Source organism: Mycobacterium sp. DL99 (genome assembly GCF_004762045.1).
Classification (GTDB): Bacteria; Actinomycetota; Actinomycetes; order Mycobacteriales; family Mycobacteriaceae; genus Mycobacterium.
Window position 1 is genome coordinate 5,378,111 of record NZ_SJOM01000007.1, and the last position, 16,468, is coordinate 5,394,578.

15 protein-coding genes and 1 tRNA gene are annotated in these 16,468 nt (G+C 65.6%); 10 read left to right on the plus strand and 6 right to left on the minus strand.

Translation table 11 applies throughout. From position 1 onward, the window contains the following. Positions 1–11 precede the first annotated feature (11 nt). Positions 12–3,200 carry an arabinosyltransferase domain-containing protein gene (locus EYZ64_RS26230; protein ID WP_135458104.1) on the minus strand — a complete coding sequence of 1,063 codons (3,189 nt, stop codon included), beginning with the start codon at positions 3,198–3,200 and terminating at the stop codon, positions 12–14. Positions 3,201–3,327: 127 nt separating this feature from the next. On the opposite strand from EYZ64_RS26230, the gene EYZ64_RS26235 reads away from it, so the two are divergent. The 5 genes from EYZ64_RS26235 (at position 3,328) to EYZ64_RS26255 (ending at position 6,938) form a co-directional block, all read left to right on the plus strand. Then, on the plus strand, positions 3,328–3,942 hold the full coding sequence (locus tag EYZ64_RS26235) for a TetR/AcrR family transcriptional regulator (protein WP_210115580.1): 615 nt from the start codon (positions 3,328–3,330) through the stop codon (positions 3,940–3,942). Between the two features lie 267 nt (positions 3,943–4,209). Beyond that, positions 4,210–4,285 (plus strand) — tRNA-Arg (locus tag EYZ64_RS26240). 414 nt (positions 4,286–4,699) lie between these two features. Next, positions 4,700–5,113 carry a hypothetical protein gene (locus EYZ64_RS26245; protein ID WP_135458109.1) on the plus strand — a complete coding sequence of 138 codons (414 nt, stop codon included), beginning with the start codon at positions 4,700–4,702 and terminating at the stop codon, positions 5,111–5,113. Positions 5,114–5,485: 372 nt separating this feature from the next. After that, positions 5,486–6,427 carry an oxidoreductase gene (locus tag EYZ64_RS26250; protein ID WP_135458112.1) on the plus strand — a complete coding sequence of 314 codons (942 nt, stop codon included), beginning with the start codon at positions 5,486–5,488 and terminating at the stop codon, positions 6,425–6,427. 127 nt (positions 6,428–6,554) lie between these two features. Next, a complete protein-coding gene (locus EYZ64_RS26255) occupies positions 6,555–6,938 on the plus strand; it encodes a hypothetical protein (RefSeq protein ID WP_286175142.1) in 384 nt (127 codons plus the stop codon). Positions 6,939–6,962: 24 nt separating this feature from the next. Here the strand turns inward: EYZ64_RS26255 and EYZ64_RS26260 are convergent, their stop codons facing one another. Further along, positions 6,963–7,400 carry a rhodanese-like domain-containing protein gene (locus EYZ64_RS26260; RefSeq protein WP_135458116.1) on the minus strand — a complete coding sequence of 146 codons (438 nt, stop codon included), beginning with the start codon at positions 7,398–7,400 and terminating at the stop codon, positions 6,963–6,965. 105 nt (positions 7,401–7,505) lie between these two features. Between EYZ64_RS26260 and EYZ64_RS26265 the strand changes: the two genes are divergently transcribed. Further along, positions 7,506–8,225: a DUF1326 domain-containing protein gene (locus tag EYZ64_RS26265; RefSeq protein WP_135458118.1), complete on the plus strand. Its 720-nt coding sequence runs from the start codon at positions 7,506–7,508 to the stop codon at positions 8,223–8,225. 56 nt (positions 8,226–8,281) lie between these two features. On the opposite strand, the gene EYZ64_RS26270 is transcribed toward EYZ64_RS26265, so the two are convergent. Beyond that, entirely contained in the window at positions 8,282–9,100 is an 819-nt protein-coding gene (locus EYZ64_RS26270; RefSeq protein ID WP_135458120.1) for a mycofactocin-coupled SDR family oxidoreductase, read from the minus strand. A gap of 649 nt (positions 9,101–9,749) precedes the next feature. On the opposite strand from EYZ64_RS26270, the gene EYZ64_RS26280 reads away from it, so the two are divergent. Genes EYZ64_RS26280 through EYZ64_RS26290 form a run of 3 tightly spaced genes read left to right on the plus strand, consistent with a single transcriptional unit; the run spans position 9,750 to position 13,322 of the window. Continuing rightward, positions 9,750–10,964, plus strand: a complete 1,215-nt coding sequence (locus EYZ64_RS26280) for an acetyl-CoA acetyltransferase (protein WP_135458124.1) — start codon at positions 9,750–9,752, stop codon at positions 10,962–10,964. A gap of 2 nt (positions 10,965–10,966) precedes the next feature. After that, positions 10,967–12,418: a carotenoid oxygenase family protein gene (locus EYZ64_RS26285; protein ID WP_135458126.1), complete on the plus strand. Its 1,452-nt coding sequence runs from the start codon at positions 10,967–10,969 to the stop codon at positions 12,416–12,418. A gap of 34 nt (positions 12,419–12,452) precedes the next feature. Beyond that, positions 12,453–13,322 (plus strand): winged helix-turn-helix transcriptional regulator, encoded by an 870-nt coding sequence (locus EYZ64_RS26290; protein ID WP_210115699.1) that lies wholly within the window; start codon positions 12,453–12,455, stop codon positions 13,320–13,322. On the opposite strand, the gene EYZ64_RS26295 is transcribed toward EYZ64_RS26290, so the two are convergent. Then, positions 13,288–14,460, minus strand: coding sequence for a Cmx/CmrA family chloramphenicol efflux MFS transporter (locus EYZ64_RS26295; protein WP_135458130.1), 1,173 nt, complete (start codon positions 14,458–14,460; stop codon positions 13,288–13,290). The genes EYZ64_RS26290 and EYZ64_RS26295 overlap by 35 nt on opposite strands. Before the next feature lie 532 nt (positions 14,461–14,992). Here EYZ64_RS26295 and EYZ64_RS26300 point away from each other — a divergent pair. Beyond that, positions 14,993–15,439 (plus strand): Hsp20/alpha crystallin family protein, encoded by a 447-nt coding sequence (locus EYZ64_RS26300; RefSeq protein ID WP_135458132.1) that lies wholly within the window; start codon positions 14,993–14,995, stop codon positions 15,437–15,439. Here EYZ64_RS26300 and EYZ64_RS26305 read toward each other — a convergent pair. Both EYZ64_RS26305 and EYZ64_RS26310 read right to left on the minus strand, forming a co-directional pair. Continuing rightward, positions 15,436–16,041, minus strand: a complete 606-nt coding sequence (locus EYZ64_RS26305; RefSeq protein ID WP_167857978.1) for a GNAT family N-acetyltransferase — start codon at positions 16,039–16,041, stop codon at positions 15,436–15,438. The genes EYZ64_RS26300 and EYZ64_RS26305 overlap by 4 nt on opposite strands. Beyond that, complete coding sequence (locus EYZ64_RS26310) at positions 16,038–16,457, minus strand: hypothetical protein (RefSeq protein ID WP_167857979.1); 420 nt, start codon at positions 16,455–16,457, stop codon at positions 16,038–16,040. Before EYZ64_RS26310 ends, EYZ64_RS26305 begins: the two co-directional genes overlap by 4 nt. Between the last annotated feature and the right edge of the window lie 11 nt (positions 16,458–16,468).

The following is a 16,468-nucleotide window of genomic DNA, read 5'->3' on the forward strand; positions in this document are numbered from 1 at the left end:
CCTCACGCTCGCTATGGTCCGATGCGGATCGGCGCCGGGTTCCACAGGCCGCTGCGGGTGGCGGTGCCGAGGTCCAGGTGGGCCTCGGAAGCCTGCACGATGGGGTCGAATCGGCGCAGCGAGCCCCAGTCGCGTCCCCAGTCCCGGGACAGGTAGGTGGGCATGACGTGGGCGCGCAGCAGGAGGTCGGTGATGCCCAGCGGCCCGCCGTTCTCGCCGCTCTGCCAGGTGTCGGGCATCTCGATCTTCGCCGGATAGTCCGGGGAGATCCGGTATTCGGGGACTTGGGCGACGCCGTTGGCATGCAGCATGGGCTGTTGACAGGGGAACACCAATCCCACGGCCCAGTCGAGCAGAACCGGCTGCGTGGAGCCCAGATACTCTTGCACCGAACGTAATTCGGGCATCCGGGGCGGAGTGACGGCCACCCAGTCACCGACGTTGAGCGAACGGTCTTCGGCAACTACCCGGACGAAGCGGGCATCGGCGGGGATCTCGGCGCGGGGGAAACGGAGGTTGCGCCAAGCAGGTTGGGGGCCGATGTCGTAGGGGGTGAGCCGGCCACCGGGCACGAGGGTGCCGTCGGGGCCCGGTGTGCCGTATTCGAGGGCGACGGTCTGGGCTGTGGTGTGCCCGGACAGCACACTGTTCCCGGTGATGGTGCCGGCAGCGGTGATCACCACGAGCGGGTGGTCGTTGTCCGCAGCAGGGAGTCGATACCACGCCGAGGTCAATGTGCTGACTTGTTGAGGCCCGGCGGTGAAGCTACCCGCCATCGGCACCCGCGCGGGGTCCAGGCCGTAGGGCAGCGCGACGCTGGAACCGTTGGCCCCAGGTTGGTCCAGGGCGGTGGCAGCTTCCCAGTCGTAATCGGTTCCGGATTTGGGTTGGCTCTGCCAGATCGCCTCGGCCAGAGTGTGTTCGGGCACTCCGTTGGTGCCGAAGCCGACGGATTCACTGCCACCCAATGGGCCCAGCGGACCGTAGCCTCCGGGTAGCGGGGCCAGGAATCCGGTGTTCGGGTCGGGTTCGACGAGGACATCGTCGGCCAGCCCGCACCCGCCCGCCAGCTCTCGCAGATTGGCCCAGCCGTTGGAGTAGCTGGGGTACTCCTTGATCACTCCGGTCAGCATCGAGCCGGCGCACACCACCACCATGAACCCCGCCGCCACCGGCACGGGTGCGGCAGTCAGCACGCGGGTCAATCGAGGCTCCGGCCGCGTCGGTGAGGCCAGGTGCAGCCAACCGGCGTAGCCGGCAGTCAGCAGGCACAACGCGAAGAGGATGGCGCTGGCGGTGACCGGACCCCAGTGCGGGCTACTGTCGTTGAACGGCACCCCGTAGCTGGAGACGTACCAATAGCCGTTGGTCGACGCGAAACACAAAGCGAGAACAAAGAACACGGTCGCCAAGAAGGCGACCCGGTTGCGTGCCGACTGCAATATCGTCGGGCCGAGCAGCACGGTGGCCACCGCGGCCATCGCCGCCCCGGCTGCGGCGAACAGCCCGAAATGGTGGATCCACTTCGTCGGCGCGAACGTCAGCAGGAACAAGGTCGCGAAGATGACACCCATCAGCCGCCATACCGGGCCGGTGGCAATCCCCGGAATCCGCTTGCGCCGCAACAACACCAGCATCGACGGGAACAGACACGCCATCGTGATCAGAATTCCGAAACGACGCGACAGGGCAGCATCGGTCGTCGACAGAACCAGGTAGAAGTAGCGCAGGTTCTCGGTGTACCAGGGCTGAGCGGGTCCGATGGCCGTGCGGACCTCAGTGGCCTCGCGCACCGCGGCGATGGTCTGATCGGCGAAGATCACCGTCAGCACCACGACCCCGGCCGCGGCCAGCGGCAACAGCACCGGCCAGATCCCCACCGTTTTCGCGCGGGCGACGATGATGCGCAGGATCGGGCGCCCACCTGCCAGCAGCACGGCTACCGCGATGATCCCGGTCGGCTGGATACCCAGCGTGAATGCGGCCACGACGATCGCCAGCCCCACCGGGGTGACGCGGCGGGTGACGATGGCGCGTTCCACCAGGACGTAGGTGATCAGGGCGCCGGTGGCGATCTGACCTTCGGGACGCAGCCCGTTGTTGAACGGCATCCACGCCGCGATGAACACCAGCGCCGCCGCCCACACCGCCGCGCGGTTACCAGCCACTGCCGGACCGAGCCGGGGCAACACCTCACGTGAGAGCAGCAACCAACACACCAACGCGCAGATCAGGTCCGGCAAGCGCAGCCACAGGCTGGCGTGGCTGACATGGGTCATGGCGGCGATGAGCTCGTAGTACCAACCGAACGGGTCCTCGGGGCTACCGAACCAGCGGAAGTAGTTCGCCATGTAGCCGGCATGGCTGGCGGTGTTGGCCATGCCGAACTGATAGCCGTCATCGGAAGATCCCGCGCCGGCGATGAACCAGAACACCGACACCACGACGACGGTCGCGTCCACCGCGGTGAAGTAGCGCCACCGGGCCGGAATGCGCCGCTGCGCGCGGCGGCCATCGAGGCGGTCCAGCCGCCACAATGCCAGCAGCCCAACGACAGTGCCCAGGATTCCGGCCAGCATCGCCGCCATTTTCAGCGGTGACGGGGAGCTGGTGAAGCGCGTGTCGATCGTCGCCGACAACGACAGCCCGGGCGGCGCCGGACCCGTCAGATCGGTGAACACTCCGACGATCTGTGGCCGCAAGTTCGGGTCGGCGAACCCACCACGTAGCGCGGTGCCGGTGTCGGGATCGATCAGGCCGGAGACCGAAGCGAACGTGCCCGCCGTCGATGAGGACACCTCCAGCTGCCGGCATGCCGGGTCGTCCATCCGGGCGCGGGGCACGCTGAGGACAACCACGTTGCGGGCGATCACGTCGACGCGCTGCGCGGTGGCCGTCACGAACAATCCGTTGAGCATCGCCTGCTTGCCGGCCGAGGGCGCCGTCCCCAGCACCAGCTCAGCCGCAGTTGGCATCTCACGGATCACCGTGCACGGCACCGACGCCGTCAACGAAATCGGTGTCAATGAGACCAGCGGCGCGGTGACACTGCCCAACTGCCCGTTTTGAGGCCAGTTCAGTGTCGCCGTGGTCTGCACCACCGGCAACACCGGAATGAGCACACTGGCCACGAACCCGACCAGGCCCGCGATGATCGCAACGAGCCGGGTCACCCGCAACGGGCGGTCCGACCGCGCCACCGATTCCTCAGCGGGAGCGCCGCCGGTAAGAGGGGCGGTATCGCGCACCAAGCTCACCGGGTCTCCCCGACCGTCGTGTTCGCGCGCATCGCATCATCAGTATCCGAAGCAACTGTTACAGTCAAGCGTGCCACGGCCGGTCGACCACGCTAAACGCGAGGAACTACTGGCCACTGCGGGCGCGATCTTGGCGCGCACCGGGGTGGTCGATACCTCACTGCGCGAGCTTGCTTCCCAGATGGGAACCAGCGCTCGGATGCTGGTCTACTACTTCGGCAGCAAAGAACAACTCATTCTCGAAGTCCTGAACCGTCAGCAGCGTGCGGCGATACCCCGGACCGAGGAGTTGGATCTTCCGGAGTCGATTGCGGCACATCGTGAATGGTGCTTCGACGACTGGCATGACTGCACCCGCGGGGAACGCCAGCAGAGCCTGCGCGTCGTGCTGCAAGTCTTCGGCGCCGCATGCGGACTCGACAGCCCCTATCGCGAATACACCTGGGACACCCTGTCCTTACTGACCCGCAACTCCAAAGCCCGCCTGCAAGCGCTCGGCATGCCCGACCACGTCGCCGAAACCCGTTCGCGCATCGCGCTGGCAGCCTTCCAGGGCTTCATCATCGAGTACTTCACCGCTCCCGACCCCGCCTTCGTCGACGACACCTTCGCCAGGTTCGTCGATGAGTTCCTGCTCGCACCGTTCACTCCCGCCGGCCCGGCCGGCTCTGAGGAAACACGTTGACGGCCAACAACACCGATCCCGAGCCGGCACCGCCACAGACAACCATCGATCGGGCTGGCGCCGCCGACCTGCGTCGCGGCGTGATCAGTATGGCGATCGGATTCGCCACGCATCCTCCGGGCAGTCGCTCACAACCCACACAGCACATCAGCCGCGCCCGCAACACAAACACCACGTCGCGACGGCCCCGATGCGACCGATTGACGGTTGGCCAACTACCATGAGTCGTCCCTATGGGTTTTAGACACCTATTTCGATAGGTCCCCCGCCCCCGTAGCTCAGGGGATAGAGCACGGCTCTCCTAAAGCCGGTGTCGCAGGTTCGAATCCTGCCGGGGGCACCACAACGTTGTATGACGTCGGGTGATGCTTGACGTTTCGATGTCGGGTGATGCCTGACAATGTTTCGGCTGATGCTTTACAGCTACTTCGGTTGATCCTTGACACTCCCTAGATGAGGGAGTTGAGCGTGGTGGAGCAGCGGTATCAGGCTGTTTTGGCGGTGATCAGCGACGATCGGCAGCGATCCAGCGTTTTTTTTCATCGCTAATGGCCCGGTCCAGCAGATCCGCGGCAGCGGTGTGGACCCGGGCCGCAGGCCAAGTACTTGTTCCTAGGTCATCGAGATCCTCGAACGCCAGTCGAGACGGTCGGCGGCAATACATGCCGACAGGCCCGGTGCGCAGAGCTCGACGACGATTTGTGAATGCACGAAGATTGCTGTTTCCAATCACAACAATGCAGTGAAGGAGAGACTGATGAGCTTTATCCACGCCCAGTTTCTTCCTGATTTCATGCTGGGCGATGACGTTGTCATGCTGGCAATGGACACCGCAGGTGCGGCTGTCATCCATGCCGCGTTGGAGGATGCGGTGCAGCGTGGGTGGTCGCAGTTGGAACACGACGGAGTCACCCACGAGTTCCGCATGGAGTCCGGTGCAGCCGATATCGAACTGGGTGATGGCCGCATCGAATGGCGCCTAGATCGGGCAACTGCGGTTGAAATCCTCGATGACCTGGCTGAGCCCGCCGACCACGCTGGACATCAGTATGTCGACATCCACACGCCTGCATCCACCCTGGTTCTGTCGTATGACGAGTACACGCCCGAGTATTTCGAGCAGCTCCCCGACGAATTGCGGTACGCCAAGCCAGGCGAAGGCTCCGCCTAGATACGTCCGGTCTAATCAGCAACGGACGCCAACGATGGAGCCCAGACCACCCAAACGACAAACAACGCCCGACTGGAGCCTAGGGCTGGCTTGGGTCTGCTGAATGAGCTTGCGACTCGAGCTCGCGGACTCCGTTCCTGCAGTGTTTCGGCGCCAGAATCATCCACCGGTCATCGGTTGTGCGGAGCAGATCATCGATCTTGCACATCTATCAATCACTACCGCCTGTAAAAGCCGGTTGTCGCAGGTTCGAATCCTGCCGGGGGCACCACAACTTTTGTCTTGCCTCGGGTGAGGCTTCGCGAGTCCCCGATCTTGTCGGCAGGCGTCAGTAACGTCAGCGGCAGATCGACCATTCAGGGGGATGACAGAGTGAACCGCACGGTGCAGTACTGGCGGCTTTTGCAGCCGGACGGTGCTCCGCTGCCCGGTGAGTTTCCGGCCGAGCAGGTGGTTCGGCGGCTCACGCGAGCTGAGGCCGACGGCCTCAACCGCTACCGCCGCTGCCCCGACGGGATGCTGCTGATTGCACACGGCACGCGTGACGATCGGATGCTGATCCTCGACAAGGTGCGGCGGGAAAACCTGCCCAGCATCGGCAGCGCCGCCGGCGCCCGGCGCGCGATCGGGCTGACTCCCGACGAGGGTCTGCTGGAACCGACCTATTGCCTGTTCGGTGAGCGCAACATCGTTGCCATGCTGACAAGCGGTGACGGTCCCCGGTCCCGGCGGCTGGTCGACTATCTCGAGCACAAGCTCGAGATCGAAGTGGGCATCGAGCCAGTGCTTACCCAGAACCTCGACCAGGCACTTGACGAGATGAGCGTGTCGAGGGTGGACGTCGCAATCCCGGCCAATCGCATCAATAGGGAACTCGTGGGTGGTGACTGGGTCCAGGCGCTCGACGGCGCCCGCGCGCTGGCCCAGGACGGCGTCGTCCGCATCGGTATCTCGGTCGGCCGTCGCGGCACCGGAACACAGAAGGATGCGATCCGCCGGCGGATCCGCGAACTGATCGACACCCTGCGGGGTTCGGGCGCGCTGTCGGAGTTCGAGAGCGCGCGCGTCGTCGGATCGATCAGCGGCACTCCACAATCGGTCGACCTACTCGAAGACCGGTTCGTCGAGAAGACCCAGGTCGATGCCGACCGGTTGAACGATCCGGAGCGTTCCACCGCATATGCGCGAGAGCTGTTGCGGCAGTCGCTGACTCGCAACCGCGAGTATCTGTTTTCGGCCGTGGCTGAGGTTCCCGGCAACCCATCGCCGTATTCCGACACATTCATAGAGATACCCGACGATGAACGAGAATAAGCGTCCGGTCGTGCAGTTCAGCCTTCGGGAAAGGCTGCAGCACAACTGGGTTCGTCATCAATGGACGGACTGGTTGCTCGCCCTAATCGTCGTCGGCGTATGGCTAGCACTGGGCAGGGTCGGTTGGATGCCGTGGGCCCTGACCGAAGTTCCCCACGACACCCGCCGAACCGCCTACCAGATTCTGGCGACGGTGGCGGCGACGATGGGCGGGTTCACCCTGACCAGCGTCTCGATCCTGGTCAACCTGCTGCGGGCGCCGATGACCACCGTGGACAAGCTGTTACCCGCCGACGACAAACGCCGGGTGGGCACCGCATTCGTGTCGGTGCTCCCGGCCCTGTTCACGTTGTTCGTGGTGGCGATTGCCGGGCTGATGACCGACGCCAATCTCGATACCGGTTACTGGTGGCTGCAGGCGACGATCCTCGGGGCAGCCGTCGCGGCCGTCGCGTCGCTCGCCCGGGTCGTGTGGATCCTGCGGCGCCTGCTCACCCTGTCCTCGGACTGATACGTCAGTTCAATTGCTGGAGGCTCAGTTTCCGACGAGGGGACGACCACTAGCCTGCCAGGCCTTCATTCCACCCTCGAGTTCGACCACGTCGGTATAGCCCAACGACCTCAACGTCTCAGCGGCAGTCGCGCTCATAGGCCCGGTTCGGCAGTAGATCGCAATCGTGGCATCGCGATCACCAGGTAGCCGGTCGGATTGCTCAGCGACCCGATCGAATGGAATCGACAGGTCGGTGCCGGGGATGTCGCCTTGGTAGGGCACGTGGACGTTGACGGTCAGCGTGTCGGATCTTCCTATAGCGGTGGCGAATTCGTCAGCACCGACCAGCCGATGGTGCGCAACGTTCACCGTGCCGGATTCGATGGTGGCCGCTGACGGCGGGCCGGTTGATGCGCTGCATGAGGCCAGGGACACCGAGGCGACGACGGTCAACGCTCCTACACACATCCGCTTGAACATGGCGCCAATGATACCCCTAGGGGGTACTTGCGCACCGGGCTTCACCGCTGCTACGGTCGCCTGGTCACATACCCCCTAGGGGTATAAACAGAAGGAGCAGGATCGATGACAACTTCGTCGACGCAGGTCGATTGGCATTTGCGCGGAGAATGGTTCGACGTGTGCAGCTGCAAGCTGCCGTGCCCGTGCAGCTTCGCCCAGGAGCCGACGCACGGAGATTGCTTGTTCACCCTGGTGTGGCACGTCCGCGAAGGGCACTACGGCGACACCGATTTGGCGGGTCTGAGCGTGATCGCCCTTGGCGAGTTCGCCGGCAACATGTGGATCGGCGACCCGAACGCGACGATGAAGTTGATGTTCTACATCGACGAAAAGGGCGACGCCGCTCAGCGCGATGCACTCGAGCGCATCTTCACCGGCAAGGAAGGCGGCTGGCCGGCCGAATTCGGCAGCCTGATCGAGGAACTGCGCGGCATCGAATACGCCCCGATCAACTTCGACGCCGCCGAGGACCTCGCCTACTGGCGCGCCGAGATTCCCGGCAAGGTCGACCTGAAGGTGGAGGCGCTGACCGGTCCGACAGCTGACCCGAACCGCCGCGTGACCACAACCAATGCGCCGGGCGCGGAGGTCGGTCCGGGCCAGGTTGCCACGTGGGGAGTGGTCAAAGAGGACCACGCCGTCGGCTTCGACTGGTCACATGAGCACAGCGGCGGCTCAAGCAAGCACTTCCCGTTCGACTGGCGTCCCGGGCCCGAGGGCTCGGAGTCCGATGAGGCCACCGAGGAAGCGCAACTTTCGTCGTCCTGCAGCTGCGGCTGCTGAGTCGGTCGCCGACGACGGGCGGAAGCATCTGAGCCTCCGCCCGGCGTCGGCCCGGGTCAGTTCAACCCGTTGGACAAGATCATCGACTCCCCGGTCTGCAGGCGGCCCCGATCCGACACCAGGTACAGCACGGCATCGGCGACGTCTTGCGGCTCAAGCAGACCCGGGCGCGGCCGCCCCTGGGCGAACATCTCCTCGACGTCGCCGAGGCCCGGGTTCTCCAGGTCCGGCCGGATCACCTTGTAGGTCGCCGGGTTGTGGATCATCGGCGTGTTCACCCCGGACGGCAGCACCGCGTTGACCGTGATGCCGTACTCGGCGACCTCGTATGCCACCGATTTCACCAGGGCCACCACCCCGGCCTTGGCCGCGGCATAGTGACCGGAGTTGGTGGCGCCGGTGCCCGCCACGATCGACGAGGTGGCCACGATGCGCCCGGCCCGGCGCTCGACCAGATGGGGCAACACGGCCCGGAACGTGTTGAACACGCCGGTCAGGTTGATGTCGATCATGGTCTGCCACCGCTGCTCGGACATGGTCGCGATCGGCTCACTGCTGGCGATCCCGGCGTTGGCCAGCACCACGTCGATACCTCCGAAGTGCGTGACCGCGGTGTCCACCACCGACTGCATGGCCGCCAGGTCGCGGACATCGGCGATCACCGCCAGACAGCGCCGGCCGAGCGCGGACACCTCCTCCACCGTCCGCTGCAGGTCGGCCGGCGTGGGCAACGGATAGTCGACCGATTCGACCGGCGCCGCGATGTCACACACCACGATGTCGGCGCCTTCACGCGCCAACGTCGTGGCGTGCGCACGCCCCTGCCCGCGCGCCCCTCCGGTCACCAGAGCCGTCTTGCCGTCCAGCGCTCCCACGAATACCCCTCCTGTAGTTCGGTCCTTGAATGGAGACCACCGGCCTCGGCAAAACTCGTCGAAGGCCCCTGCCACACCACGCGACCCAGGCGTCACAGCAGGTGGCTGGCAACACCCCGAGAAGCCATCCGACACCCCTATTTCCCTTGGCAAATGAATTCAACGCCGTGACCGGGGAGAGCTTCCGGAGAGCAAATTGGCTGCATGGCAGGCTCCCAGGCAATTCCCGGGAACATCGTGAGATGCACTAATGTTATCTACAGTCGGGGGTTCTGAGCTCCACCACAGCAAACAACCCGGAGGTGAAAATGATCCGTTCGAAACTGATGAGGGCCGCTGCAGTCGGGCTGGGTGCGTTGGCGGTGCCGGTCGGAGTGGCAGTCGCTGGGGCCGCTCCTGCATCGGCCGGTCCCAATATCTGCGCGACCGGACCGTACGGCTACGTACAGGCTTGCGTGGAGGGTCCCGGTTGGGGCTGGTACGACAACGGGTGGCACGGCCGCGGCCGCGGGCATGGCCACGGTCACGACGACTAAGTCGGCTTAACCACGGGTAACGCCGTGGCGGGAATCCAGGCATGGATTTTCGCCACGGCGTTATTTGTTTCAATCGCCCGAGTCACTCTCTTAGTTGTAGTAGCTTCGGCTTCATGGAGGACGTCTGGATTCTCGGCGGTTACCAGAGCGACTTCGCGCGCAATCTCTCCCGCCAGGGAATCGACTTCGCAGAGCTCACCCGCGAGGTCGTCGACCACACCTTGAGCAGCGCCAGAGTCGACGCCACCGGCGTCGGCGTCGTTCATGTCGCAAACGCCTTCGGTGAACTGTTCGCCGGCCAGGCCCACCTGGGGGCGATGCCGGCCACGGCGCATCCGGACCTGTGGGGCACCCCGGCCTCCCGTCACGAGGCCGCATGCGCGTCAGGCAGCATCGCGATCCTCGCGGCCATCGCCGACCTGCGCTCGGGCGCCTATGACAACGCCCTGGTCATCGGGGTGGAACTGGAGAAGACGGTGCCCGGCGACGCCGCCGCAGCCCACCTCGGCGCCGCCGCCTGGACCGGCCATGAAGCCGACGGGGCCAAGTTCGTCTGGCCGTCGATGTTCGCCGAGGTGGCCGACGCCTACGACCAACGCTGGGGCCTGGATGCCGAGCATCTCCGCGCGATCGCGGCGCTGAACTTCCGCAACGCGCGCGCGAACCCGAACGCCCAGACCCGCGACTGGACGGTGCCCGATCCGATCGGGGACGACGACGCGACCAATCCGCCGGTGGAAGGGCGGCTGCGCCGCTTCGACTGCAGCCAGATGACCGACGGCGGAGCGGGGCTGGTGCTGGTCAGCGACACCTATCTGCGCGCGCACCCACACACCCGGCCGATCGCCCGCATCGACGGCTGGGGCCACAGCACTGTCGGGCTCGGCCTGCGGCAGAAGCTCGACCACAGCGCCACAGATCCATACCTGCTGCCGCACGTACGCCACGCCGTGCTGGATGCCTTCGGCCGTGCCGGCGTGGGGCTCGACGATCTCGACGGGTTCGAGGTCCACGACTGCTTCACTCCCAGCGAGTACCTGGCCATCGACCACATCGGGCTGACCGGCCCCGGCGAATCCTGGAAGGCCATCGAGAACGGCGAGATCGAGATCGGCGGCCGGCTGCCGATCAACCCCAGCGGTGGGCTGATCGGCGGCGGCCACCCCGTCGGCGCGACCGGGGTCCGCATGCTGCTCGACGCCGCCAAACAGGTCAGCGCCACCGCCGGGCCATACCAGGTCGAGAACGCAAAGAACTTCGGCACCTTGAACTTTGGCGGCAGCACCGCAACCACCGTCAGCTTTGTCGTGTCGGCGAGCAAGGAGTAGACATGCACACCGAGATCGTGACCAAGTTCCTGTCCACCCTGCCCGAGGATGACACCCACCCCTACCGCACCGGGGCGTGGCGGCCGCAGACCACCGAATTCGATGCCGACGATCTGCGGGTCGTCGACGGCGAGATCCCGTCCGACCTCGACGGTGTCTACCTGCGCAACACCGAGAACCCGCTGCATCCGGCGTTTCAGACCTACCACCCTTTCGACGGGGACGGGATGCTGCACATCGTCGGCTTTCGCGACGGAAAAGCGTTCTACCGCAACAGGTTCATCCGCACCGACGGTTTCCTGGCCGAAAACGAGGCGGGCGGGCCGCTGTGGCCCGGTATCGCCGAGCCCGTCGAGCTGGCCCGGCGCGACCACGGCTGGGGTGCCCGCACCTTGATGAAGGATGCCTCGAGCACGGATGTGACGGTGCACCGCGGGGTCGCGCTCACCAGCTTCTACCAGTGTGGAGACCTGTACCGCGTCGACCCGTACACCGGCGACACCCTGGGCAAGGAGGACTGGGGTGGGGCCTTCCCCGCTGATTGGGGTGTGTCGGCACATCCCAAGGCCGACGACGCCACCGGTGAACTGCTGTTCTTCAACTACGGCAAGCAGGCGCCGTACATGCACTACGGCGTGGTGGACGCCGACAACCGGCTGGTGCACTACGTCGACGTCGAACTGCCCGGGCCCCGGTTGCCTCACGACATGGCGTTCACCGAGAATTACGTGATTCTCAACGACTTTCCGTTGTTCTGGGATGCCGAGTTCCTGAAGAACAACGTGCACCTGCCAAAACTGCACCGCGACATGCCATCCCGGTTCGCTGTCCTCCCCCGCCGCGGTGCCACCGGCGACGTCAAGTGGTTCGAGGCCGACACCACCTACGTCCTGCACTTCACCAACGCCTACGAGGACGGCGACGACATCGTGCTCGACGGATTCTTTCAGGGCAACGCGGCACCGGCCCTGGCGCTCGACAAGATGCAGACCAGGCTGCACCGCTGGCGGTTCAACCTCGTCACCGGCCAGACCCGCGAGGAGCAATTATCCGACAGCATCACCGAATTCGGCATGATCAACCCCGGTTACGCCGGACGCAACTACCGCTACGCCTATGCCGCCACGGGTAAGCCGGGCTGGTTCCTGTTCGACGGGTTGGTCCGCCACGACCTGCACACCGGGTCCGAGCAACGCTATGCCTTCGAGGACGGGGTGTACGGCAGCGAGACCGCGATGGCGCCCCGGGTGGGCAGCCGCGGCGAGGACGATGGCTACCTGGTCACCATCACCACCGACATGAATGACGATGCGTCCTACTGCCTGGTGTTCGAGGCGGCCCGGGTCGTAGATGGGCCGGTGTGCAAACTCGCTCTGCCGGAACGGGTTTCCAGCGGAACCCACTCCACCTGGGCACCGGGTGACGAGCTGCGCCGATGGCTGGTGCGTGACTGACACACCCGCCGGCGGCACCAATGCCGTCGGGCAGATGCTGGGCCTGGTCGGCGACGAGTGGACGCTGCTGGTGATGCAGCAGGCCATGTTGGGCGCCACCCGCTACGGGCAGTTCAGGACCCGGCTGCCGATCTCCAACTCGGTGCTGACCCGCCGCCTGGGTTCCCTGACTGAAGACGGTCTGCTGCAACGTCACCGGTATCAGGAGCGGCCGCCACGCGACGAGTACCTGATCACCGCGCGTGGTCGGGCGCTGTGGCCGGTGCTCGTGTCGATCTGGGAATGGGAACGCCATTGGGTGCCCGAACATCGTGAGCCACTGCCCGCGATGCGGCACCTGGCCTGCGGCGCCGATTTCACGCCGGTGCTCACGTGTGCCGACTGCGAAGCCCCAGCGACGGCCGGTGAGGTGGCCGCCGCGTGGGGGCCGAGCGGGGGCTGGTCGCGATCGCTGCCAGAGGTGACGACCCGGCGCCGATCCGTTGACGACCGGCGTGACTCCCCCTCCGGCCTGTTCCCCCAAACCATGAGCGTGCTCGGTAACCGCTGGGCTTTCGCAATCATGGTCGCCGCCTTCACCGGCACCTCCAGGTTCTCCGACTTCCAACGGATACTGGCCGCACCGCCCGCATCGATCGCCGACCGCTTGCAGACCTTCCGGACCAACGGCATTCTCACCACCGCCGACGAGGACCCGCAGTACCGGCTGACGCCCAAGGGCGCCGCGTTCCTGCCGGTGCTCGTGACGGCGCTGGCCTGGGCGCAACGCTCGTTCCCCACCCCCGAAGGCCCCGCGGTGATCCTCACGCACACCGACCGCGGGCACGGCTTCTCTGCGGTGTTGAGGTGCGATCAATGCGGCGATCGGCTCACCGGGGCAGCGGTGTCCGCCGTCGAATTATGATGGCCAGCACCGTCAGTAGGGCGATCGCGGTGAGCGCAACAGCCGCCCACACCGGCCCGAGGTTCCCCGCCGGGCCGGCGAGCGAGACGGCAGCTAGCGCCGGGCCGCAGGCGGCTCCGATGTTCAGCGCCGCCGTCGCGTATGAGCCGCCCATCGTCGGAGCCCCGGAGGCCGCGTAGAGCACCCGGGCGATGAGGGTGCTCCCCACCGCGAACGCCGAGATTCCTTGTGCCAACACCAGAATCAGCAGCACCACCGGATGAGTCGCCAAGGCGGCCAACGCAATCCAGCCGACGAGCAACAGCGGGCCACCCACCCCGATGACGAGGCGGGGACGCTGGTCGGAGTATCGGCCGGCCACCGTCACCCCGATGAACGACCCGAACCCGAAGAGCACCAGCACCACCGGCACCCACAGCTCCTGCAAGCCGGCGATGTCGGTGACGATGGGCGCCAAGAACGTGAAGACGGCGAACGTGCCCGCATTGACCAGGGCGGCGAGGAGTAGGGCCGATGCCAGTCTCGGCGATTTGAGTTGAGCGAGCTCATCACGCAGCGGAGGGCCATCACCCGAGAGGCCCGAATTCTCTTCAGAACGACCGGGAATCCCGCGCAGGATGCCGAGTGCGGCGGGAAGACACAGGAGTGCGATCGCCCAGAACGCTGACCGCCATCCCAAGAGTGCACCCAGCACTGCGCCGCCGGGCACACCCGCGATGGTCGCCACAGTCGTCCCGCCGAGCAGTACCGACAGCGCGCGTCCCTTCTGGTCTGCCGCTACCAGCGCGGCGGCCGTGCTGAGCGCGACCGCCAGGAATCCGGCGTTGGCCAGTGCGGCGACGACACGGGTGCCGAGGAGGATCGTGAAGTTCGGTGTCAGCGCGCCGACTGTGTGGCAGAGCGCAAAGACGACCACACAGCCGAGCAGGCTCCTGCGGGCCGGCCACCGACGCGCGAGCACGGCCATGGCCGGCGCACCGATGACCATTCCGACCGCGAACGCGGAGGTCAGTAGGCCAGCAGCGCCGACCGTGATGCCGAGACCGGCGGCGATATCCGGAACGAGCCCGGCAAGCATGAATTCCGAAGTGCCCATGGCGAAAACCGCCAAAGCAAGAAGATAGAGAGCAAGAGGCATCGAGGACTCCGAGGCGAGAGAACGAACAGGAGACGTCTCGTCACCACGGCCAGCACCCAACAGGCGCGGAAAGACTGAAGTGTCAGTGATTCAGGGGGCTGACGGCGTGACCGAAAGCCCCCATCTCATGCGCTTCCGGGCTCGACATGCTGCCACCCTACTAAACACCCGCGCCCGGAGCGCAACCGACTTCACCCGGCACAGGTCACCGCGACCTCCCGGGAAGAGATTGCTGATGGCTGTGTCGGACTCCCCCGCCGGCTGGCAAGAGACGCCAGCGTCATACCCCCTGCCAGGGCGCGCGGCATTCCCGCTCGAGTCCGCAGCGGTACGGAAGCGCCATGCCGCCTCAACCGCCGCTCGATGAAAGCCTTCCACCGGAGCCCCGCTCCTGCGACATGCAAAAATCACCGAAAAACCATCAGAAAAAGATCTGGCACTCACTATGGTCGAGTGCTAATATCGGCGATGCACAGTGATTGGCTGCCTGCCAGGGTGGCGGGCTCTGAGACGTTACGGGAGGTGAATTACTGTGCTTCGTTTTGATCCGTTCAGCGACCTTGATGTTCTGACCAGGAGTTTGCTGTCAGGCGATTCCGGGTCAACTCGCACACCGCGGTTCATGCCGATGGACCTCTGCAAGATCGGTGACCATTACGTTCTGACGGCCGACCTTCCGGGCATCGATCCGGGCTCGGTGGACGTCAATGTCGACAACGGCACGCTGACCATCTCGGCGCATCGGACCGCACGCACGGAGGAGTCGGTCCAATGGCTGGCGAATGAGCGGTTCTTCGGCAGTTACCGACGCCAGTTGTCGCTCGGCGACGGGATCGATACGTCGGCCATCTCCGCCACGTACGAGAACGGTGTCCTCACCGTCACCATCCCAGTGGCCGAACGCGCCCGGCCTCGCAAGATCGAGGTCGCGCACGGCACCGACCGCAAGTCGATCGAAACCACTGTCGACGCGGATTAGCCGGTCCTGCCACGGCGGTCCAGCCTGAACTTCAGGCTGGACCGCGCCGCGGGCCATTCGATGTCCAGGATCGAGTACACGACAGTGTCACGACGGGAGCCGTCGGGCGCCAACTGGTGGCTGCGCAACACTCCGTCGAGCTTGGCACCGAGCCGCTCGATCGCCGCGCGGCTGGCGAAATTGAAGAAGTGCGTGCGGAATTCCACTGCCACACAATTCAACTCGTCGAAAGCATGGCCGAGCATCAACAGCTTGGTCTCGGCGTTGATCCCGGTGCGCCGCACTGCAGCGGTGTACCACGTGTGCCCGATCTCCAACCTTCGGTTCGGGCCGTCAACATGCAGGTAGCTGGAAGACCCCACCAGTTTGCCGTCGAGGTTGCGCACCACGAAGGTGACGCCGTGATCGGCAGCTCGCAGCTCGAACATGCGCTGCACCCACTCGGCGGCACCGCCGGGCCGCGGCGTCATCGTGTACCAGAGCGTCCCCAGCTCACCGTCCGCAGCGGCAACGTCGATCTCAGGGATGTGCCCGGTCGTCAACGGCTCCAGCGTCACCCATCGTTGCCCGGCCATCTCCACCGGCGTCACGAATTCACTCACGAGCGTCCTAACGTCGACAACAGCGACCACACCGAACACAACCCGGCCAGCACGGCCATCGCTCCCCCGACGTAGAGCCCGTAACCCGCAGCTACCGGCCCTTTGACGTTGAGCGTGTAGTACCACACCGTCAATGCCACCAGGGCCAGCGAAATCACCAGTCCCGCAGCCGAAGCCCACCGCTGCGACAGGCCGCGCCCGGCCATCGCACCGGCCACGATCAGGCCTGCCCCCAGCAGAACGATCAGCTGCCCGGCACCAAAACCACGAGGCAGCACGATGCTGCCCACCGCCCCGCCAATCGCATTGGCCCGACCCCCGCCGTTGGCACTGGTGGTCAGCCACGGCAACCAGGCCACGACCACCAGGACCGCGGCACACAGTGCCACGAGCCAACCTGGACGCAGACGAACCATAGCGACGAGAC

Bases quoted from the DNA above. Each gene is read 5' to 3' on its own strand.
- EYZ64_RS26290 (WP_210115699.1), top strand. From the start codon at position 12,453: ATGCTGGGCCTGGTCGGCGACGAGTGGACGCTGCTGGTGATGCAGCAG.
- EYZ64_RS26310 (WP_167857979.1), bottom strand. From the start codon at position 16,457: ATGGTTCGTCTGCGTCCAGGTTGGCTCGTGGCACTGTGTGCCGCGGTC.
- EYZ64_RS26285 (WP_135458126.1), top strand. From the start codon at position 10,967: ATGCACACCGAGATCGTGACCAAGTTCCTGTCCACCCTGCCCGAGGAT.
- EYZ64_RS26295 (WP_135458130.1), bottom strand. From the start codon at position 14,460: ATGCCTCTTGCTCTCTATCTTCTTGCTTTGGCGGTTTTCGCCATGGGC.
- EYZ64_RS26245 (WP_135458109.1), top strand. From the start codon at position 4,700: ATGAGCTTTATCCACGCCCAGTTTCTTCCTGATTTCATGCTGGGCGAT.
- EYZ64_RS26280 (WP_135458124.1), top strand. From the start codon at position 9,750: ATGGAGGACGTCTGGATTCTCGGCGGTTACCAGAGCGACTTCGCGCGC.
- EYZ64_RS26265 (WP_135458118.1), top strand. From the start codon at position 7,506: ATGACAACTTCGTCGACGCAGGTCGATTGGCATTTGCGCGGAGAATGG.
- EYZ64_RS26260 (WP_135458116.1), bottom strand. From the start codon at position 7,400: ATGTTCAAGCGGATGTGTGTAGGAGCGTTGACCGTCGTCGCCTCGGTG.
- EYZ64_RS26255 (WP_286175142.1), top strand. From the start codon at position 6,555: ATGCCGTGGGCCCTGACCGAAGTTCCCCACGACACCCGCCGAACCGCC.